General features: G+C 36.5%; 12 protein-coding genes and 2 pseudogenes. 8 read left to right on the top strand and 6 right to left on the bottom strand.

From position 1 onward, the window contains the following. Window positions 1-410: 410 nt before the first annotated feature. Window positions 411-554: a four helix bundle protein gene (locus tag DSM106972_RS55215; protein WP_267901231.1), complete on the bottom strand. Its 144-nt coding sequence runs from the start codon at window positions 552-554 to the stop codon at window positions 411-413. Window positions 555-949: 395 nt separating this feature from the next. Here DSM106972_RS55215 and DSM106972_RS46320 point away from each other — a divergent pair, with 395 nt between their 5' ends. After that, window positions 950-1,681 carry an AAA family ATPase gene (locus tag DSM106972_RS46320; protein ID WP_127087044.1) on the top strand — a complete coding sequence of 244 codons (732 nt, stop codon included), beginning with the start codon at window positions 950-952 and terminating at the stop codon, window positions 1,679-1,681. 467 nt (window positions 1,682-2,148) lie between these two features. Continuing rightward, window positions 2,149-2,310, top strand: a complete 162-nt coding sequence (gene rd, locus DSM106972_RS46315) for a rubredoxin (RefSeq protein WP_127087043.1) — start codon at window positions 2,149-2,151, stop codon at window positions 2,308-2,310. A 376-nt stretch (window positions 2,311-2,686) separates the two neighbouring features. On the opposite strand, the pseudogene DSM106972_RS54480 reads toward rd, so the two are convergent. Together DSM106972_RS54480 and DSM106972_RS46305 are read right to left on the bottom strand one after the other, a co-directional pair. Then, window positions 2,687-2,905 (bottom strand): annotated as a pseudogene (locus DSM106972_RS54480) (sensor histidine kinase); the annotation flags it as partial. Further along, the gene (locus DSM106972_RS46305; RefSeq protein WP_127087042.1) at window positions 2,899-3,378 is read right to left on the bottom strand and encodes a GAF domain-containing protein; all 480 of its coding nucleotides are present in this window, start codon (window positions 3,376-3,378) and stop codon (window positions 2,899-2,901) included. The pseudogene DSM106972_RS54480 and the gene DSM106972_RS46305, both read right to left, overlap by 7 nt. A gap of 246 nt (window positions 3,379-3,624) precedes the next feature. Here DSM106972_RS46305 and DSM106972_RS46300 point away from each other — a divergent pair, with 246 nt between their 5' ends. The 3 genes from DSM106972_RS46300 to DSM106972_RS46290 are packed head-to-tail and all read left to right on the top strand — an operon-like array spanning window position 3,625 to window position 8,388. After that, on the top strand, window positions 3,625-4,824 hold the full coding sequence (locus tag DSM106972_RS46300) for a sigma-70 family RNA polymerase sigma factor (protein ID WP_127087041.1): 1,200 nt from the start codon (window positions 3,625-3,627) through the stop codon (window positions 4,822-4,824). 44 nt (window positions 4,825-4,868) lie between these two features. Further along, window positions 4,869-6,059 (top strand): DUF1822 family protein, encoded by a 1,191-nt coding sequence (locus tag DSM106972_RS46295; RefSeq protein WP_158632995.1) that lies wholly within the window; start codon window positions 4,869-4,871, stop codon window positions 6,057-6,059. Window positions 6,060-6,087: 28 nt separating this feature from the next. Then, window positions 6,088-8,388 (top strand): CHASE2 domain-containing protein, encoded by a 2,301-nt coding sequence (locus DSM106972_RS46290; protein WP_127087039.1) that lies wholly within the window; start codon window positions 6,088-6,090, stop codon window positions 8,386-8,388. 133 nt (window positions 8,389-8,521) lie between these two features. On the opposite strand, the gene DSM106972_RS46285 is transcribed toward DSM106972_RS46290, so the two are convergent. The 3 genes and pseudogenes from DSM106972_RS46285 to DSM106972_RS46275 form a co-directional block, all read right to left on the bottom strand. Further along, window positions 8,522-8,797: a hypothetical protein gene (locus tag DSM106972_RS46285; protein WP_127087038.1), complete on the bottom strand. Its 276-nt coding sequence runs from the start codon at window positions 8,795-8,797 to the stop codon at window positions 8,522-8,524. A gap of 450 nt (window positions 8,798-9,247) precedes the next feature. Continuing rightward, a pseudogene (locus DSM106972_RS46280) lies at window positions 9,248-9,421 on the bottom strand (ABC transporter ATP-binding protein); the annotation flags it as partial. A 177-nt stretch (window positions 9,422-9,598) separates the two neighbouring features. Beyond that, complete coding sequence (locus DSM106972_RS46275) at window positions 9,599-9,781, bottom strand: hypothetical protein (protein ID WP_127087037.1); 183 nt, start codon at window positions 9,779-9,781, stop codon at window positions 9,599-9,601. 344 nt (window positions 9,782-10,125) lie between these two features. On the opposite strand from DSM106972_RS46275, the gene DSM106972_RS46270 reads away from it, so the two are divergent. The 3 genes from DSM106972_RS46270 to DSM106972_RS46260 all read left to right on the top strand — a co-directional run bounded on the left by DSM106972_RS46270 (window position 10,126) and on the right by DSM106972_RS46260 (window position 17,495). After that, window positions 10,126-14,733: an nSTAND1 domain-containing NTPase gene (locus DSM106972_RS46270; protein ID WP_127087036.1), complete on the top strand. Its 4,608-nt coding sequence runs from the start codon at window positions 10,126-10,128 to the stop codon at window positions 14,731-14,733. Window positions 14,734-14,910: 177 nt separating this feature from the next. Then, window positions 14,911-16,368 carry a hypothetical protein gene (locus tag DSM106972_RS46265; protein WP_127087035.1) on the top strand — a complete coding sequence of 486 codons (1,458 nt, stop codon included), beginning with the start codon at window positions 14,911-14,913 and terminating at the stop codon, window positions 16,366-16,368. A gap of 71 nt (window positions 16,369-16,439) precedes the next feature. After that, window positions 16,440-17,495, top strand: a complete 1,056-nt coding sequence (locus tag DSM106972_RS46260) for a DUF1822 family protein (protein ID WP_186538770.1) — start codon at window positions 16,440-16,442, stop codon at window positions 17,493-17,495. The last annotated feature ends 27 nt before the right edge of the window (window positions 17,496-17,522 follow it).

Below are 17,522 nucleotides of genomic sequence, written 5' to 3'. Positions count from 1 at the left end.
CAAAACCCTCTTCATAACTGATTTTACTGAAATAAAAAATAATTATTATAATATTTTAGCACGTAAAGTACGGAAGAGCCGGTTTTATATTAAATTTGCGTTGTCTGTGAAGGTAAAATAATATCGTTTGTTTATCGGCGGCTATATAGGCTAGCCTACACAAGCATCGCAAATTAATCGGCGCCATAAGACCGCACCATAAACCCTAAGCATCAAATACAAGTGCAAAAATGGCACACATCTCCTGCATCTTGTTGTTTGTTATAATATTATATTAAAAATACCACTACTAACACAACTGAGAAACAATAATAAAAAAAAGTAGTTTAGTGCAAATTATGTTAAAAAAATCTTCTTTTCTGGAATCAGAGGAATCATTATTAAAAAAATGCCTAGAACACATTCAAAGATTATCGAATGTCGAAGCAACAGTAAATCAAGCAAGCATTTTCTCTTAAAATAAGGTGTGTTTCTAATTCATTAACTGACCCTTGGGCAATGTTAAGAAATCTAATATAGTCACCTGTTGACCTTCTTCCATAGCCCTCTGCGATATTGGCTGGAATAGATGCGGCAGATTTTCGCGCTTTGTTGCACCATACCGTATAATTCGTCTCTAGGAAAAGATTTAGTCAAAAAGTAACACTTTTCAGCTATACTTATACCTTTCTGCCACCACTTAATCAAACAATTTCTCCACCCCTTTGCGAACAAGACCAGCAATCAAACTCCGGCGCATGCCCAGAAACTGTTGATACTCCATCTTTTCCCAACCATCAGGTTGCATGGTGCCACTGCATGGTTATGCTCCTTTAGCGGTCGGGAATTTCTCGATTGGCTAATATAGACTCTAGGGGCTTGAAAGTTGTCAAACTTCCTGTTAGTCAGTTAGTCTTGGCTTCAAACGCTTCCCAATCCTTAAGTTTCATAAAAATGGTCAGAGATTACTATGATTCTTAGTGAAAAACCTTACTTAGTTAAGATAACCTCAAATTTCGATGAAGTGCCGTCTTTTAAAGAATATCCTTATAATTTACCAGCAGTTAGGCATCTTGAAACACTTGACTTTCATCCAGATGTAACATTTTTAGTGGGCGAAAATGGCTGTGGTAAATCCACTATAATTGAGGCTATTGCACAACTTTTAGGTTTTAACCCAGAAGGTGGTAATAAAAATACACAATTTTCAAGCCGAGATACTCATTCGTCCTTACATAGATATCTAAAGGTAACCAAAAGCTTTATGAAGCCCAAGGATAGTTATTTTCTCCGAGCTGAAAGCTTTTATAATCTTGCTTCTTACATGGATGATGTTGGTTATCTTGGGGGATATGGTGACAAATCTTTACATCAGCAATCTCATGGTGAGTCTTTTATGAGTGTATTGAGTAACAAATTGCGAGGGCAGGGACTTTACTTGATGGATGAACCTGAAGCTGCTCTATCACCAATGCGACAAATGTCGGCTTTATCATTGATTCATCAATTGATTCAAAAGAAATCACAATTTATTATTGCAACTCATTCACCGATTCTTATGGCTTATCCAAGTGCGAAAATTTATTGTCTTTCCAATTCAGGGATTGAAGAAACGGAATATAAACAGACAGAACATTATCAAATAACTAAGAATTTCTTAAATAGCCCTGAGCGGATGATTGATATTTTATGCAATGAATAATGGGTCGTTACATTGGGTATCTGTAAAAATGACATCATTTTAGTTTTTAAAGGCTTGCTAAATAAGATAATTTGAACCTTGTTTGTTTTGATTGTCCACTAATTACTTAAATAGCACCTGTAATAAGTTTACGGATACAATACGTTGAGTTTTTAAATTTGTACAAATGAATTATGTATATACATGTTTAAAGCAGTATAATTATTGAGATAAACAGTATATATCTGGGAGCAGACGTATAAAAAAGATATAAGCTTATCTTACACTTATAATATAAGCATAATTATTGGGCGCCAATAGATGCAATGGGAGCAATGTAGGAAGTAACTTACACTGTTCAATTTATGGTTTCATAAATTCAGGTGCCTGTAACAAGCTTATGAATGCTGCGCTTAGTTTTTTATAAATTCGCTATAGCCAATTTTCTTTATAATTAATTTGTAAGTGAATTTTACCGAGACATAAAAATGGACAAATACATATGTATAGTTTGCGGGTACGAATATGACCCAGAAGTAGGCGACCCAGATAGTAATATCAATCCAGGTACACCGTTTGAAGAAATACCAGACGATTGGGTGTGTCCTGTATGCGGCGCCAGTAAAGACCAATTTGAAAAAGTTGAATGATAAATTAACTACACATACTACAATTAGCAACACGTGTTAATATTCGGCATTTTCCATTTTCATTTATGACTATTTGAGAAGGCACGTCAATAACCCCGAAAAATTGTTTGTTCTAGAAGGAGCTAAATTTTTACTCAAGCCAAATATAAGCCAGAGTTGATCAACGGCGCCGCTATGAACGTGAACCAAATGGTTCTGTTGGCGCCATAACTCAACAAACAGGCGCCCAATTGTAACCCTTATTGTTACGTAGGTGCGGCATAGCCAACTTACACTCTCAATCGAAGGTGCAAGATATCAGTTACCTTAATAGAGGCAAGCAAAAGCTATATACGTCTATCTACGCGCGCGTGCGAAAAATGTGTTATTAAAATCTTTAAGAACAAGGGATTTCAATTACAAATTTTGTTCCTTCCCCTAAGTTGGAATCGCACCAAAGTTTACCCCCGTGCTTATCTACTATAATTTAATAGCAGATGGATAATCCTAAACCTGTTCCTTTACCTACAGGCTTAGTGGTAAAAAATGGGTCAAATAAATGATTGCGAACCTTTTCAGAAATACCAGAACCATTATCAGCGATGGAAATTAATATATTATTTTCTTTTGCGAGCAAAGAAGCTTTAAAACCTCTAACCTTTGACTTGTGAAGGCGCCTATCGCTAAATTATTTTCTAAATAAATTATCCCAACTAATTTTCCTTGGTGTGAAAGAGAAGTGCATAGAATAGATTTGGGCTTATTTCTCTTAATATAATCATTTTCTGCGTACAATTTTTCCTGAGTCGCATCAGTTAATACGATGCTTTGCTGAGTTCTTTGCACGTAATTAATAATTGTAGTTGGAGCTTGGAGACAACTTTGATTGAATGGAATGCGCTGAACTGAAGCCTCATCTTTTTGTGCAATGCCTACAGCTTCTATAAATAGTTTATTATTTTCTATCGCTATAAGTATACCATAGTCTGCTCCCGTATTTTCAATAACTATTTTTATTAACTTATGTAAAGTACGGAAGAGCCAGAAATAAGGAAACGTGTCTTTATAACCACAGATTAGAAAATGCAATTTTCCTTGTTCGGTTTTTACTACTTTTTATGCCGGAAAACCGAATTAAATCTAAAATAGTGCGGACTAACATACAGGCTTTTTTGACAAGGATGGGCATAACCACGGACTAACCTGATAGTAAATTAATCGCATAAACGACGTTAGCCTAAAGGTATAATGCTAGCATCACCAAAATCATTTATATTCACTCTTGACAATTGTAATACGTAAAAACTGCGGCAATAATAGTATAATATTTGACATATGCGTAAACGTTTAAAAATTACCGAAATGTTTTCCACTTTCGCTTACTTCAAAAACGATAGTGATGTAAAATGGATTACCGACCATAAACTGCGTCGAAGTATTGAAAGTTGTTTGAAGCAGTCATCATCACCAGATTCAGAACAATTTTGGTCTTTTTACTGGTATAAAATTTGGCTTTCAAAGTCAGATAATTTAGCTTTCATGCATTTATCAGCTTACTTGCAGGAACCTTGCTATTGGGCAGCTAAAAGTATAATGAACAAGTTTTCCAGTACTACGTATGAATTCGCTGATTTCTTTCAAATGGGTATTGCGGAAGTTAAAAAAATCTGCACTGGGTTTAAGCCGGAAAGAAATTCTAATCTAAAAGCTTATGCGATGATGGCGTTTCCTTCGCTGTTCAAAGATATTTTGCGTAGGAAGAGGGATGCTGATATTTGTACAAATTATGCTCTGTTACGTAAGATAACGAAAAAGCAATTTGTAGAAGCTCTACAGAGTGCTGGGCTAAATTCCGAGGAAATAGCTAGCTATAAATTAGCTTGGAAATGTTTTCAGGTACTGTATGTTCCGAAACATGGTAGTGGTATTGAGAGGCTACCAGAACCAGACCAGGAGCTTTGGTCACAAATTGCAAATCTTTATAACCGAGAACGCCTGAGTAAACTACTATCTCCTCTTAGTGAATTAAACCCAGAGACTGTTGAGCAGTGTATGAAAAAAGCTGCGGTGTGGCTACGTTCTTACCTTTATCCAGCAGTTAATTCTCTGAATATACATAATAGTGATACCGACTCGTCTGGAGAATGCAATTTACCTGAATTGACATCCGAGTCTTTAATGAGCGAATTAATTGCGAAGGAGAATATTCAGGAACGTCAAAATCAAAGGCAGCAAATACACGATTTTTTATTAGCTACTTTAGAAAGGCTTACTCCCGAAATGCATGAAGTTTTATACCTCTACTATCAAAAAAATCTAACTCAACAGGAAATTGCCGTTCAACTAGATAAAAAGCAAGTTTGGGTTTCTCGCAAGTTAAGCAAAAGCAGAGAGACGCTGTTGATGGAACTAACGAAGTGGGAGCAAGAGTCACAACAAAGTCAAGGAAGAGTGAATGTTTCCCCAAACCCAAACGAATTAAAGGATAGGAGCGTTGCTTTAGAGCAATGGCTTGCTGCTCGTAGTTGGTCTTAAACAAAATTAGTAGGCATATATTTTAAATCGATTAGGAGATAAGAGTGATTTTCGAAGCAAAGCCACAAGAATGGTGGTTGGAAGTTCCCTCACTTCAACAACAAAAGTTTTGGGAACAAAGCCAACAACATACAACAGTTAATAGTCGCTGGAATGCGTATGTTAATCGGATATGCCTTTATACGATGTTAGAGCTGATACGAGATGATGCTCCCCAAGCGAGTATATGGCTCGGCGCGTCGAATATGCCTGCTGTGTGGGATATTGTGAATGGTAGTGCAATTACTATAGGCACGACAAAAATAGTTATAATTCCTACTGAAGCAATTGATGATGAGTTAGAAGTTCCCCAGGAATGGGTGGATATTCCTAGTTGGGTTGGAGATTATTACATTGCCGTACAGTTTAGGTCTGAAGGTAATTTACGAATTTGGGGTTATACGACTCATCAAGAATTGAAAAATAATAGTACCTATGACCCAGAAGACCGAACTTATTGTATTGATGCATCAAATTTGACATGCGATATGGATACTTTTTGGGTAAGGTACGAGTGTTACCCTGAAACCAGTACGCGCGGGGATGTTTCTTTTCTACCCGAATTATCTGTAGCCCAGGCAGAAAATTTGATTAAGTGTTTAGGTAATGCTGAAGTTGTTTTCCCACGTTTGGCTGTACCATTTACAACTTGGGGCGCCTTACTGAAAAATCAAAATTGGCTTTCTTCACTTTTCGCAACACGACGAGGAATAGAAACCAGTGCAACAATAACCCAGTTAACAAGATTAAGCGAATGGTTACACGGAAGAATTGATAATATCTGGCAAACAATTGAAAATACGTTATCAAACCAGCAAGTTGCTACAGCTTGGAGAAGCCAAAATACACAAAGCTTAACTACTCAAAATCAAAACCCCATATTTACTATTAACCGAGTCAAAATATTAGATTTTGCTTCTTCAGGTAACGAACAAGTAGCTTTATTAATAGGCATATTGCCAATTAGCGATAATGAAGTCACAATTGGTGTTGAGATTCGACCAATAGATAATGCTGTTTACTTGCCAAATGATGTACAAGTTAGGCTACTTGATGAAAATGGCGATGAGGTTGGACAAGCAAACGCTCTGGTTACTCAAACTATTCAATTTCAATTTGGTGGTCAACAAAGTGAAATGTTTAGTATCGAGGTAACTTGTGGTGGTCAAGTAATAACTGAACATTTTGTAATTTAAGCTTGTAGGTGTAAATGGATAAAATTCCATGAGTAAAAGAGTTATTCTAAAATTAGACGGATACTTAGAACAAGGATTTAAAGTTACTTTAGAAGTGGGTGAAGAAGGACATGTTCACTTCAGCGAAACTACATGTTCTCTACCTAAAAATACTGAACTGATTCAGTGTTTAGATTTATGGCAGCAAAATTACCGTCAAATTTTGGAAAATACTCGTATTACTCTCCAAAAAGTCAAAATTAAAACTAATCACTTGTCACAAATCGATACTTGTCGTCATTTAGCTCAAAATTTACAAACTTGTTTTAAACACTGGTTAGAGTCTGCTGAGTTCCAAAATGTTGAGAAACGATTGCGAGAAGTGTTAGGTCAGCAAGAAGCTGTTCGCGTCTTGATTTATACCCCTGATAATCGACTGCGTAAATTACCTTGGCATTTATGGGAGTTTATTGAAATATATCCTCAATCAGAAATTGCTTTTAGTACGGCGCCAGGTCAGATAAGTATTGGTAAACCTGATAAAAAAGTTCGAGTTCTGGCAATTTTAGGTTCGAGTGAAGGAATTGATATAGAAGCTGATGGTCAAATCTTAAAAAAACTTCCTTCTTCGGAGGTGAAATTTTTAGTAGAACCTTCTCTTGGACAAATTAATGACTTACTTTGGGAGCAAGCTTGGGATATTTTGTTTTTTGCTGGACACAGTGAAACAAATGAAAACCAAGGTCGAATTTATATAAATCGTGAAGATAGCTTGACATTAGACCAACTTAAATACAGTTTACGACAGGCAATCAAAAATGGATTACAGTTAGCTATTTTTAACTCGTGTGATGGCTTAGGGTTAGCTCATGAACTAGAACAGTTGCACTTGCCACAACTTATTGTCATGCGCTCCCCTGTGCCAGATAAGGTTGCACATGAGTTTTTAAAGAATTTCCTTAATGCTTTCGCGCGTGGTGACTCGTTGTATGTTGCCGAAAGAAAAGCGCGCGAAAGGTTGCAGGGGATGGAAGACAAATTTCCCTGTGCTAGCTGGTTGCCGATTATTTTCCAAAATCCTACAATTATACCACCAACTTGGGAAAAATTGTCTAATCCAGATAAAGGTAAAAAATTCACTCGTTGGCGCCAGTTAGGGGTATTATTTGCTGCAAGTGCAATAGTGACTGGTTTGGTGATGGGAGTGCGTTTTTCTGGAATGCTAGAAGGATTAGAATTACCTGCTTATGACCTTTTGATGCGGATGCGTCCCCAAGAATCTCCAGATAATAATTTTGTGATTATAAAAGTGACAGAGAATGATTTTCAATTACCCGAACAGAAAGACAGACAAGGTTCGTTATCAGACCAAGCGTTAGATTTGGTTTTTAAAAAGTTAAAACCGCATCAACCAAGAGTAATTGGTTTAGATATTTTTCGTGATTCTGAAGCCGACCCTAAGTATAAAGATTTAGCTTTGAATCTACAACAAGATAATTTTATTGGTACATGTTTTGTTGGCAATGCCGACAGAGAAGGTAATTCTCCATCAGCCAAAATAAAACAAATACAAATTGGATATGCAGATGTTTTTCCAGACCTTCCTTATAATATAATGCGTCGTGCTGTTTTGGCAATTGAACCAGAAGCAACAGACCTTTGTCAGGTGGAGTACTCGTTCAGTTTAAAAATAGCACAAACTTATTTAACAAAACAAGGTATAGAACTAAAATCTACTCCCGAAGAGTATATACAATTAGGAAATGCAGTATTTAAACCTTTAGAAAATCATAACGGTGGCTATCAAAAATTAAAAGCGAATGGACATCAAATATTAATTAATTATCGTTCTGTAAATGATTCTCCTTTAAAATTGACTCCAAATATATTCACATTAAAGCAAGTGCTTAGAGATGAGGTGAAACTTGATGTAGTCAAAGACAAAATTGTATTAATTGGTATAGATGCGATAGGTAGCGCCAAAGACCATTTTTTGACACCATATACTCAAGACGAACAAGGACAGATGCCTGGTGTAATCCTTCATGCTCAGATGACAAGCCAAATTATTAATGCAGCTTTAGGCAAGCGCCCATTACTTAAAGTTTGGTCAGTACAAGCTGAGGCTATTTGGATATTGGCTTGGTCTTTTTGTGGTGGTTTATTAGTTTGGCGGTTAGGACGGGCGCCTGTTTATTTAGCTTTGGCAGCTAGCTTAAATTTGGTTATCTTATATGTTATTTGTTATAGTTTTCTTGCTTACAATTCAACCTGGATACCTTTTGTGCCTCCAGCCATAGCTTTTGTAGTTACAGGATGTTGCCTGTTGAATAAGGCGAGTAAAGATTGAAAAAACTTTAAAATCCCCCCTAACGCTCCGCTTTCGGTTGGGGAGAAAAAGAGTGTTTAAAGCTATCCTTATTAACCTGAGTTCGACGTAAGAAAGATGGCCGAAGGGGGATATTTTAGTAAAATCAATAAAATTAATACCAGTATTTCTCGTGTAATTGGTTAATCAGTAAATATTCTGTAATTATTTCTTTCGTTTCTAGTTCTGGTTGAATATTGGTATCAATAGCTTGAGTAACTGAGTTTAATTTTGTGTCATTATCAAATTCTTCCCCAGAATCCAGTCGGTGAGCTAGCTGCATTACTTTTTGAGCATATATCTTGGGAACCCTAATAGTACAAGTGTATGGATTCTTCCAAATTGGCTTTCCAGCAGCATTTTCTCGTTTTCCTCCCCGGTTGTTTCTCATAATTCTGATTAAATCACAAATTTACCTCTTCTTAATATACCTAAAAAAGAAACTCGGAAGGCGCCCTTCAAATCCAGTTATGATTTAATCACTAAATCAAACTTGGATGTAATTAATGTAGGTGATTAAATCGTAACCCAACTGTAATAATTATTACTCAACATGAATATCAATAAGTTTAAAATTATTGATTTTGTGATTATTTCATATTTGTATAAAATAAACAGTGTTCCGCTTTTGACCAACGAAAGTACCCTAAGAGGTTGTTTGAAAAGTCAGATAAGGTATAAATTGTTCCAAGCGAGTGGAGTCTTACGGAACGTAATGCGGAGCATTTGCCCTTACTGCTAGAATCTAGGGTTTGAAACTATATACCGAGATGCGCGCGAAAGCGGGAAAACTGCGCCCTTCGTACCTCAGCATGACATGAAAGCACACTTTTCAAACATCCTCTAATGCTTGACGAGCATTTTGTTCAACTAACAAAATTGTTGTTCTTCGCTCTTGATTTATTTGTTTGATGAGGAAAAAGATTTCTTGCACTAAGTTCGGTGCTAAACCCATACTTGGTTCATCTAGTAACAATAAGCGAGGTTTTACCATTAACGCGCGGGCATTGGATAACTTAGCCATATTTACAGCAAATTGTCTGTTCACACGATGCGAGAAGATTATGAGCTGAATAAATTAATCAATGTCTCCCCTAATAAGCTATAAGAGTGGGCTGGTTATGGGGAGTGTGGAATCTAACTACTGGTAAACAAATTAATACACTTATTGGACTGAAAGACGCTGTTATTACTAGCGACGACCAGCAGGTATTGGATTTCCTGGTTTTCCACGGTCAGCCAGTTGAACTACTATTGCTTGTCTATCGTTTGATATATTATATAGGTTTTTTGGTCTTGGTAAAGCACGCGCGGATGGCGCCAGACACGTGAAAGTAGATACTACGATAAGTGCAGAAAATAGTAATTTCTTCATAATCAATTATGCTTATAAATTTCTGTTTTTGTTGCTTATAGTTGGATTAGCTTTCGCTTGACTGTTGTCTTGTTTCCCGTTGCGATCCGTAATTATGTGTTCTTTCCCTGATTTCCAAAAACTAATATGTCCATTTTTTGAAGCCTATACACTTTGGGCTTATTTCAAATGGTGCAAGATGTCAGTAGCCCTGAGCTTTATTAGAACAATATTACTAAATTTTCCCCAAAATAGTTACTTGTGGAGTAAGGAATCCTCTGTTTATAATAAATGTTTGGTGATTAAGCGCTGCAACATTAATATTAAAGATTTTATATATTAAGTAATCTTATATATAGTAAATTATGGTAGTATCAATAAATTTAGATTTCGGTGATGGCGATTTTGAGCATGGGTTTGAGCAAGGTCAATTTTTAATAACAATTGCTACTTCAAACTCCAAGAATACGCAAATAGCAACACAGCTATCTCCAAGTCCAGAAATACCTAAATTATATGAACATTGGAAACATCAATATTATTATCTACTACAAAGAAGGCAGCAACGTGGGTTTAAAAACAATCAACCCACTCACATTTCATCACAAGATTGTCACCAACAAGCAAAGGCTCTACGGCGCCAGCTGCATGAGTGGCTCGAACCTGTAAATTTAGAATTAGAAACAATATTACAGCAATACGCGGATTCAGAAATTCATTTAGTCATTCATACAGAGAAAGTCATATCGTTAACAACGAAAGATATTTTACATCGCCTACCTTGGCAAGAATGGAATTTATGTTTTCAAAATTTATCCAACGGAAATAATGTTATAAAAAACTATACAGGTGAAGCAGCGCTTTGCTTTAATTCTAATGAAGCCAATACTGCTTACAATTTTAACAATGACAAAATTAGAAGGGTGAAAATTATCAGTATATTTGGTGATAGCCAAGGTATTAATACAAATGCCGATAAAGAACTGCTCTCAAAGTTAAAAAAACGAGGGGCAGAATTAATTAATCTTATTGAACCAAGTCCTGCTGATTTTATCAAACTTTGGGATGAACCGTGTGATATTTTATTTTTTGCAGGTCATAGTGAAACTAAAAACGATGGTACTACAGGGATAATTAAAATTAATCGTCACGAGAGCTTAAGTCTGGCGGATATTAAAAAAACACTTCTAGCTGCAATAGCGAAGGGTTTAAAGTTAGCAATATTCAATTCTTGTGATGGTCTGGGTTTAGCAACCCAATTAGCTGAATTGAATCTTCCTTACATTATTGTATGGCGAGAGGTGGTGCCAGATGTTATTGCCCAAAAGTTTATTAGCTACTTTTTAAGTTCTTTTGCAAGTGGTAAATCTTTATTTGCTTCTGTAAGGGAAACGAGAGATAAGCTGTTTGAGCTTGCAGAGTCACAAAATTCAGAAAAGCAATTACCAGGGATAACTTGGCTACCAATTATCTGTCAAAATACAGTTGAACCTCCACCCCTGTGGTCAGATTTAGGTGGACTAACTGGTGTACTTCCTGATAATCCTTATCGGGGTTTGTCTGCATTCCAAGAATCTGACGCACCCTTTTATTTCGGTAGAGATAAATTTATTGCCGATTTGCTAAACGTTGTTTATAATATGCCTTTAATTTCGGTAATTGGCGCCTCTGGAAGTGGTAAGTCTAGCGTTGTGTTTGCGGGTTTGGTACCGAGGTTGCGAAGCGCGCACGATGTGGAAATAATCAGTTTTCGTCCTGAGAATAAACCTTTTGATAATTTGGTTATTGCTCTAAGTCACCTTGACCCTAACATCAGAGACGCTGCATCAAAATTTGATAGCAGGCTAGCACAAATGAGTTTAGACTTGGACTGGTGCCATGATGAAACAAAGTTACATAATTATATTCAAGATATTATTTCGGTTTCAAAATATCACCGTTTAGTATTAATTGTTGACCAGTTTGAAGAAATTTATACCTTGACAGAAGAAACCGAACGGCACAGTTTTCTAAAAGCTTTATATCTTGTTATTAAGCATACGTCAAATTTTACCTTAGTCCTAACACTGCGGGCTGATTTTTTAGGAATTGTTTTAAATTCTTTATTTGGTAAAGCATTGCAGGAATATACCCCTTTATTACTGGCGCCGATGAACTCCGAAGAATTGAGGGATGCTATCGAAAAACCAGCAGCTTTAATGAAGGTAGAATTGCATTTTGGATTAACAAATAAATTAATCGATGATTTGGGCAATCATCCTGGACGCTTACCTTTGTTAGAATTTGCTTTAACGCAGTTGTGGGAGAAACAAGAAAATTGGTTTTTAACTCACCAAGCTTACGAGGGAATTGGCGGGTTAGAAAAAGCTTTAGCACTCCACGCGGATGAAGCATTAAGAAACTTATCTGAGTCAGAGAAACAACAAGCAGAAAGGGTTTTTATTCAATTAGTGCGTCCAGGGGAAGGGACACAAGATACTAGGCGTGTGGCAACTCGCTACGACGTAGGAAAAAAAAATTGGGGTTTAGTCAAACGTTTAGCTGATGAGCGTTTAGTAGTGACTGGATGGGATGAAACCGAGAAAATAGAAACTGTAGAAATTGCCCATGAAGCATTAATTCAAGAATGGAGAACTTTGCAGAAGTGGATAGAGACTAACCGTGAGTTTCGCATTTGGCAAGAAAGACTTAAGCAAGAAATCCGTGACTGGGTTTCCAGCGCTCAAAACCCAGAAGCTTTATTGCAAGGAGTGCGGTTAGCAGTAGCAGAAGATTGGTATAAACAGCGTACAGATGAAATAACATCACAAGCACGACTTTTTATTACCGCTAGCATTAAATGGCGCAAAAAAGAGCAGCAAAAACTTCTTCGCAGACGACAGTTAACTATTTTTACGCTTACAAGTGTTTTAATAATAACCTTAATGCTAGCCCTGAATGCATGGTGGCAATGGCAAAACTCAGCGAAAAGCGAAGTTAAAGCTATTAGTGCATCTTCAGCAGCACTGTTCGTTTCTAATCAGAGGTTGGACGCGCTTAGAGAAGCAATTAGGGCTAAACAAAAATTGCATAACTTAGGAAGTGTGGACGCTCTAACTCAGAATAAGATTGAATTGGTGCTACGGCAGGCAGTTTATGGAGCGGTTGAGTCCAACCGTTTGGAAGGACATACTGGTGAAGTTAAGAGCGTAGTTTTCAGCCCAGATGGTAACATGCTTGCCTCAACCAGTAGCGATAAGACCGTCAAACTTTGGAAGCGTGACGGCGCCTTGCTAAATACTATACCGGGACATGAAGCTGGGGTTTTAGGTGTTGCAATTAGCCCCGATGGTCAAATAGCTTCAGCAAGTGAAGATAATACAATTAAATTGTGGAGCAACTCAGGCGCCTTATTGCATACTTTTAAAGGACATCTTGATGCGGTTGAGGCAATTGCTTTTAGTCCAGACGGCAAGACTTTAGCTTCGGCTAGCAATGATACAACCATCAAACTTTGGAACCGCAATGGCACGTTGTTAGATACTCTAAAGGGACATCTTGGAGCGGTTGAGACAGTTGCTTTTAGTCGAGATGGTAAGATTTTAGCTTCGGCTGGTAATGATAAAACTGTTAAATTGTGGAACGTGGAAACACGCGCGTTCTTGAAAACAATTGCTCAACATGATGATAAAATTTGGAATATTGCAATTAGCCCCGATGGAAATATAATTGCCTCCGCGAGTGCAGATGGCACTATCAAGCTCTCAAATAAAGAGGGTAATTTGTTAAAAACTCTCAGAGGACATCAAGCTCCTGTTTCGGGAGTTGCTTTTAGTCCAGATGGTAAAATTTTAGCTTCATCAAGTTGGGACAACACTGTTAAACTTTGGAATCAGGACGGCGCCTTATTGACAACGTTAACTGGACATACAGATCGGGTTTGGAAAGTAGCTTTTAGTCCTGACAGCAAGATTTTAGCCTCGGTAAGTTTGGATAATACTATCAGAATATGGAAATTAGATAGTGCTTTGCTAACTACCCTCCAAGGTCATAACGCTTCGGTTATCGGAGTTGCTATTAGCCCTGACGGTAAAACTGTTGCTTCGGCAAGTGACGATAAAACCCTTAAACTTTGGAGTCAAGATACCACATTACCCGTTACGATTGACAACAAAGCAGCAGTTTACAGAGTAGCTTTTAGTCCAGACAATAGTACAATTGCATTGGCGGGTGTAGACGGTACGGTCAAACTGTGGGATAAAAATGGCACTCTCCTCAAAGTTCTTGTTGGACACAAAGCTGGTATTTGGGCTGTAGCTTTTAGCCCTGATGGAAACACTATCGCTTCAGCAGGTTGGGATAAAACAGTTAAATTATGGAATAAAAACGGCGCCGAACTTAAAACTTTTAACGGGCATCAAGAAACGGTATGGGATGTTGCAATAAGTCCTGATGGTAATACAATTGCCTCAGCTAGTTCAGATAAGACGATTAAACTTTGGAACCGAGACGGTGCCGAACTTATCACTCTTAAGGGACACGACTCTGGAATTTGGGGTGTAACTTTTAGCCCAGACGGTAATATAATTGCCTCAGCTAGCGAAGATAAGACCGTTAAACTCTGGAAGCGTGACGGCACACTACTAAACACTCTTAAAGGGCATCAAGCTGTAGTCTTTGCAGTGGCAATAAGTCCTAACGGTAAGATTTTAGCTTCGGCAAGTGCAGACAAAACTATCAAACTGTGGAATTTGAAGACAGGCGCCGAACTTGCTACTCTCAACGGTCATAGCGGTAGGGTTTGGAGAGTTGCTTTTAGTCTTGATAATAAAACTCTCGCCTCGGCTAGTGATGACAAAACAGTAATTCTATGGAATTTAGACCATGCTGCCGAGTTAAATAAGGTACTAGCATATGGTTGCGACTGGGTACGAGATTATCTAAAGACTAATCCTCATGTGAATAAGAGCGACCGCACCCTGTGTAATAAATAGTTCTGAACGGTAAGCTGGGCAGTGCCTACCTTACGATAAAGCGTATAGGTTCTTAAAATCAACTCTATATATCTATATATAATGTAGCCCCTAGAAGGTGAATCATTTTTTAAGAAAGCACCAATCTTACCGTTGTTTATGTCATGTTTTGTTAAGTATGAAATAAATTAAATCATTATGATATTACCGACAAACTACTGGAAAATTCAATTGCCGTCAATCAGCGACAAAAAAATCGATAGAGTCAAGGAATTTTTTGAATTACAATTTCCTTCCCTAAGTAAAAAGACCACACTATCAGTAGAAGACAATAAACAAATTCAAACGGTGTTATTGGAAGTATTTCGTAAAGCTGATGACGTTAAAGATCGCGCGTTAGCTGGACTTTGTTTACGGTGTTATGTTTCACATCAAATATGTATTACCTGCCGAAACATTCCTAACATCTACAATATCAGCGGAGAAAAGCTTTTCACTCATACTGATTTACTACCCTTAGTTTTAAACGACGATGGTAAAGCACTGGTAATTTTAGATAGCCAGGGTAAAACCCAACACATCTTGAATTATCATGATAATACAACTCAATTAATTCCAAAAGGAGCAGAACTTTTTAGCGTTAATATATTACAAAAATATAATCCCGACTTAGTTAATAATGAAAACTTAGATAATTGGGTTAAAAGACTTACCTGTCACAATGAAAATATCCGGTCATTTTTGTGGGAGTTTGGATTAGCAACTCCTAGTGATTGGGGACTTTTGTGTAAAACTATACCTCGTCCCCTCTCAAAACTATTTTCGGCAGAAGAACTTGAAATTATAAAAGCTTTTCAAACAGTTTATCAACGCGATAGAATAAAAACACGCCAAAAAGGACGCTGTTCTGAACCAACACAAAGCCAACTGCAAGAAATATTAAGTTTGTTGCAGCAAAAAAATCTTGTTATTTCTGTTAAAGAGTTAATTAATAATCTTAAACAAATTGCTGAAATTTTACGTCAAGATTGGCTTTACAAAAAAACAGGCAGCACTAAAACTGTATCGATAGAGGTTTATAATGATTCAACAAATAATTACTTTGCCAACCCAGAATTGCCTTATTACAAAGACCGTGACTTGGAGGATATAGAATTAGAAAAATTTCAAAAAATTTGTAAACAACTATTTGACCAAACTTTAGACAAAGTAATAGCAGAAGTAGTCCAACAACGTATTGAAGAATTGAGAAAAAGTAAAGCTTATAATAACTTTGCTCAATGTTATCCAGAAGGATTACGACTTTACTATCAAGAAAATGTATCTTTAGGTGATATTAGTAAAAAATGGAAAATAGAATGGAGTAAAGCACGACGTATTTTTCAACTAGAAAATTTTTTAGATATTGTCCAATATCGAACTGAAGAAGCTTTCTTAGAGCAATTTTTAAAATTGCTTAATAAATCTCAAATAGCACCATTTGATAATGAACCAGAGAATCTAAAAAATATTGTTGAGTCAATTAGAGAGTTTGTTTTCAGTAAAGCTTTTAAAGAAGCTAAAGCAGAACTACTCGCTAGTAAAAAACAAACAAAAAACAGCTTATTTGCTCAGAAAATTCGCATTTACCTTGACAATTTATATTGTACTGCTTAAATAATAAATCAGATAATAAATACGAAGCAAAAATGAAAACTTCAACTCTTTATAACCTAAATACACTAATTATGAAAGACCAATTTCTACCACGAGTCGTTTGGTTAGAAACAGAAGATTTTGAACAAGCGCGCTTTAATTGCGAGACTAACTTCAATAAGACCAAAGGAATAACCCAATGGCAAATATATCTAAACACATTAGTATTTCAGGGTTTCCAAAGATACTTGAAAGAAAGAAACCCAAATATCACCATTAATCAGAACAATCACAATCTAGCATTTGATAATATATTCTACCTAACGAGTAATAAATTTAGTTGTTGCTTAATTATTTGCGATAACTTACTTGACGAACTTGCGACTATACCCAAAAAACTTATTAACTCATCTCAACATGCTCATTTTTATGTGTTAATAGAAATTTTTGAAGAAGAACAACAATTAAACATTCATGGATTTGTACGGCACGACGAGTTATTTAAATACCTTCAAAGGCAAAATTTAGAATCTTTATTATCAGATAGTTATCAACTACCACTATCTTTATTTGATAGAGAGATAAATAACCTCTTGCTGTACACTCGCTTCTTACCACCATCTGCAATTCAATTACCTGTAGCAGCAAGTAATAATACACTTAGAGAAACTATAAAAGCTTCAACGCAAACCGCATTAGTCAATCTTTGTGAATGGTGGAATGGAGTTTTTGAAGAAGGTTGGGAATCTACAGAATCTATTTGGAACGGTATTTCCAATAATTTCGCTTGGGGTTACGTTAGAAGCACTCAAGTGTCAAATAATTTTCCCCTTTCGCGCACTAAATTATTTGATTTGGGTATAGTACTGCAAAATAAACCTATAGCCTTAGTTATTAGCATTAAAGACGAAAACGAAGAAAAAGGAGTACTTGCACAAGTTATACCTCACCATGAAGAATATTTACCATCTGGCTTAAAATTAAAAGTTATCCTTAATCCCAATACAACAGAATCCGAAAGTCAGGAAGTTATCGCAAGACAAACTTCGGAGGTCATTCAATTAGAATTTAGTGAGGCGCCTGGTAAACAATTTCAAATTGAAGTCAGCTATGAAAATACAGCAGTTAACGAAGCATTTCTCTTATAAAATTGGTGCCGATTTAATTAAATTCGC

This window comes from Dulcicalothrix desertica PCC 7102 (genome assembly GCF_003991905.1).
GTDB lineage: Bacteria > Cyanobacteriota > Cyanobacteriia > Cyanobacteriales > Nostocaceae > Dulcicalothrix > Dulcicalothrix desertica.
This window is presented reverse-complemented; position numbering and strand designations above follow the sequence as displayed.